The organism is Microcystis sp. LE19-131.1A (assembly GCF_027532015.1).
GTDB classification, from domain to species: domain Bacteria; phylum Cyanobacteriota; class Cyanobacteriia; order Cyanobacteriales; family Microcystaceae; genus Microcystis; species Microcystis ichthyoblabe_A.
On record NZ_JAPZSS010000118.1, the window covers coordinates 1 to 3,350 of the forward strand.

General features: G+C 45.9%; 2 protein-coding genes and 1 pseudogene. All 3 read left to right on the top strand.

Annotated features, from left to right (window positions below):
• A pseudogene (locus O9323_RS10295) lies at positions 1-729 on the top strand (IS4-like element ISMae7 family transposase); the annotation flags it as partial.
• Between the two features lie 160 nt (positions 730-889).
• Entirely contained in the window at positions 890-1,729 is an 840-nt protein-coding gene (gene ylqF, locus O9323_RS10300) for a ribosome biogenesis GTPase YlqF (RefSeq protein ID WP_130757887.1), read from the top strand.
• 161 nt (positions 1,730-1,890) lie between these two features.
• The coding region (locus O9323_RS10305) for a glutamate synthase subunit beta (protein ID WP_288125053.1) at positions 1,891-3,350 on the top strand (1,460 nt) is incomplete at its 3' end.

Below are 3,350 nucleotides of genomic sequence, written 5' to 3' on the forward strand. Positions count from 1 at the left end.
CCTAAATATTTACATCAATCCATCAGAGAAATAAAAGCCTGTGGTAGCCTAGATGTGCAAGTAAAACGCAATCCTAATCACGAGGCTAGACTAGCTAAACTAACAGTTAGATTTGCCAGTTTTGAAATACAAGTACCTAAGCATCACTCGAAAGCGAACCCTCGTCAACCGGTCAAATTACAGGTAATTTTAGCTGAAGAAGAAAATCCGCGTCCTGGAGTTAATCCTATCAGTTGGCTCCTCTTAACTAGCCTAGACATTAGTAGCTTTGAATCGGCGATAACCTGTGTGCGCTGGTATAGTTATCGCTGGTTAATAGAACGCTATCATTTTGTTTTAAAAAGTGGTTGTGGATTAGAAAAACTGCAATTAGAAACGGGTCGTAGAATTGAGATGGCCTTAGCTACCTATTCAATTGTAGCTTGGAGATTACTTTGGTTAACCTATCAAGCACGCTTACACGGAGAGGAGAGTTGTGAAAGTTTTTTGGAAGAACATGAATGGCAATCTTTGTGTGCCACTATTCATAAAAAGAGTCCGCCACCTGAAAAGCCGCCCTCCTTTCGAGAAGCGGTCAGAATGATTGCTTCTCTTGGGGGGTTTTTAGGTAGAAAAGGTGACGGTGAACCAGGTGTTAAAACTATTTGGTTGGGACTGCGAAGGTTACATGATATCAGCCAGACTTGGAAACTATCTCATCAAATTAGTCCCCCCATAGAACCTCCTTGAGCCATCTTGCACACTTTTCTCTTTTTGTCAAATTTTATGTTAAGAAAGATGTAACGAATGAATAGCTTAATAAGGAGGAATCTGATAATTTTTAACACCTACCCACTTAGCTATCTAGGGACTATTCCTGATAAGATCTAATTTTATACTCCCATCTCCCATGTCGTTAATTCAATGGTATCCCGGTCATATTGCCAAAGCGGAAAGAAAACTAAAGGAACATCTTAAACTCGTGGATGTGGTCCTAGAAGTGCGCGATGCTCGCATTCCCTTAGCCTCCCATCATCCCCAGGTGGACGATTGGATTGGCAATAAACCGCGCTTATTAATCTTAAATCGTCTCGATATGATTCCCGAATCTGCCCAGCAACAATGGGTAACATGGTTTAAAAGTCAAGGAGAAACCGTCTATTTTACTAACGCTAAACAGGGAGAAAGAGTTAAAGCAATTATCAAAGCGGCGGAAAAAATTGGCGATGAAATTAACCAAAAACGTCAACTAAGAGGAATGTTACCGCGTCCAGTGCGGGCCGTGGTGATTGGGTTTCCCAATGTGGGCAAATCTGCCCTGATTAACCGTTTATTAGGGCGAAAAGTCGTTGCCAGCGCCCGCAGGGCCGGAGTAACGCGACAATTACAATGGGTACGAATTTCCGACACCTTAGAATTATTAGACGCGCCGGGGGTGATTCCTTCCCGTTTAGAAAATCAAAAGGATGCGGTGAAATTAGCTATCTGTGAGGATATTGGGGATGCTGGTTATGATAACCAAAGGATAGCGGCGGCTTTTGTCGATTTATTAATAGAATTACAGTATGAAGAACTTTTACAATCTCGTTATGGGTTGAATACTCTAGACATAACCGGGGAGGATTTTATCGAAAAATTGGCCAATCTCAAATATCAAGAAGATAAAGAAAGGGCAGCTATGCAGTTACTCAATGATTTTCGTAAGGGAATAATCGGGGCTATCCCCTTAGAATTGCCTCCTTCCTCTTGAAATCGCCTGTTTTTAACTCAATAGTTAATTAACCAATTTGTCAAAATTACCGCCTGTTACTCCACTGAGCTGCCGATAAGATTAAAGAAATCGGTAAAGTTGCGAGGATCGATCGAACTCTGAAGGAAGATAGGGGATAAACGACAGAGATAACAAAGACTATGGGCAAACCGACTGGCTTTATCGAATTCCTGCGTGAACTTCCTTCCGAACTTACCCCCCTCGATCGCCTTCATAATTGGGATGAGTTTCATCTTCCCATGCCAGAAGATAAACTCCGCAATCAGGCCGCCCGTTGTATGGATTGTGGTACACCATTTTGTCACACGGGAACCCTAATTAGTGGCATGGCCAGTGGTTGCCCGATTAATAACCTGATTCCCGAATGGAATGATTTAATCTATCGAGGATTGTGGCGAGAAGCCCTCGATCGCCTCCATAAAACCAATAATTTCCCCGAATTTACCGGTAGAGTCTGCCCCGCTCCCTGTGAGGGTTCCTGTGTTCTCGGTATTCATAATCCCCCCGTTACGATCAAAAATATTGAATGTTCGATTATCGACAAAGGTTGGGAATCCGGGTGGATTACTGCCAATCCCCCCGCCATCCGTACCGGCAAAAAAGTGGCTGTGATTGGTTCCGGACCTGCTGGATTAGCGGCCGCCGACCAGTTAAATAAAGCTGGTCACTGGGTGACGGTTTACGAACGGGCCGACCGACCCGGAGGCCTGTTGATGTACGGTATCCCTAACATGAAGTTAGATAAGGAAGAAGTGGTTCTGCGTCGTCTCCAGATGCTGGAACAGGAAGGGGTAAAAATGGTCTGTAACACGGAAGTGGGCAAGGATATCAGCAGCCAAGACCTATTAAACGAATATGATGCCGTGGTTATCTGTACCGGAGCCACCAAACCCCGGGATTTGAACATCGAAGGTCGCCAATTAAAGGGCATTCACTTCGCCATGGAATTTCTCACAGCTAATACAAAAGCACTACTAGACGGACAGCTGGGGGAGGATTTTATCTCGGCTGCGGGTAAAGACGTGGTAATTATCGGCGGTGGCGACACGGGAACCGACTGTGTGGGGACTTCCCTGCGTCATAACTGCCGTAGCGTCACCCAATTAGAGATTATGCCGCAACCGCCCCGCGAACGGGCCGCCGATAATCCCTGGCCCGAATGGCCAAAAATCTACCGTCTGGACTATGGACAAGAGGAAGCAGCCGCGCGTTTTGGTGATGACCCCCGGGTTTATACCACCACAGCGACTAAATTCGAGGGGGATAGCGAGGGTAACGTCACAGGGATTCACACGGTACAGGTGGAATGGCAACGCAACGAAAAAGGGCAGTTTATCCCCCAACCGGTGGCAGGAACAGAAAAAGTCATCCCGACGCAATTGGTTCTATTGGCCATGGGATTTTTGGGACCAGAACAGCCTTTACTCGATGATTTAGGCTTAGAAAAGGATGCCCGCAGCAATATCAAGGCCGAACACGGTCAATTTGCCACTAGCTTACCGAAAGTCTTTGCAGCGGGGGATTGTCGTCGTGGTCAAAGTTTGGTGGTTTGGGCGATTAATGAAGGTCGCGGGGCCGCCAGGGAATGCGATCGCTTTTT